Source organism: Streptomyces sp. AC627_RSS907, assembly GCF_019049165.1.
In genome coordinates, this window is sequence record NZ_JAGMUE010000895.1 from 1 (window position 1) to 609 (window position 609).

Annotated in this window: 1 protein-coding gene; it reads right to left on the reverse strand. The window is 69.8% G+C overall.

Annotated elements, in window-relative coordinates:
• A partial coding sequence (locus KUM32_RS39320) for a class I tRNA ligase family protein (RefSeq protein ID WP_217146542.1) occupies positions 1–609 on the reverse strand: 609 nt, incomplete at both ends.

Genomic DNA, 609 nt, shown 5'->3' on the forward strand with positions numbered 1-609 from the left:
GGCCCAGCCTGCGCCACAGTTCCTCGGCGATGTGCGGGGCCAGCGGCGCGGTGAGCAGCACCAGGGACTCGGCCACCGCCCGCGGCACCTCGCGCACCTTGGTGACGTGGTTGTTCAGCTCGGTGAGCTTGGCGACGGCCGTGTTGAACCGCAACTGGGCCAGGTCCTGCGAGATGCCGTCGATGGCCTTGTGCAGCGCGCGCAGCAGCGACTCGTCCGGCTCCGCGTCGACGACGGTGACCTCGCCGGTCGCCTCGTCGACGACGTTGCGCCACAGCCGCTGCAACAGCCGGTACTGGCCGACGACCGCCCGCGTGTCCCACGGCCGGGAGACGTCCAGCGGACCCATGGCCATCTCGTACAGGCGCAGCGTGTCCGCCCCGTACTCGGCGCAGATCTCGTCCGGGGTGACGGCGTTCTTCAGCGACTTGCCCATCTTGCCCAGCAGTCGGCTGACCTGCTCGCCCTGGTAGTAGAACGCGCCGTCGCGCTCCTCCACCTCGGCCGCCGGCACGGCGATGCCCCGGCTGTCGCGGTAGACGTACGCCTGGATCATGCCCTGGTTGAACAGCTTGTGGAACGGCTCGGACGAGGAGATGTGGCCCAGGT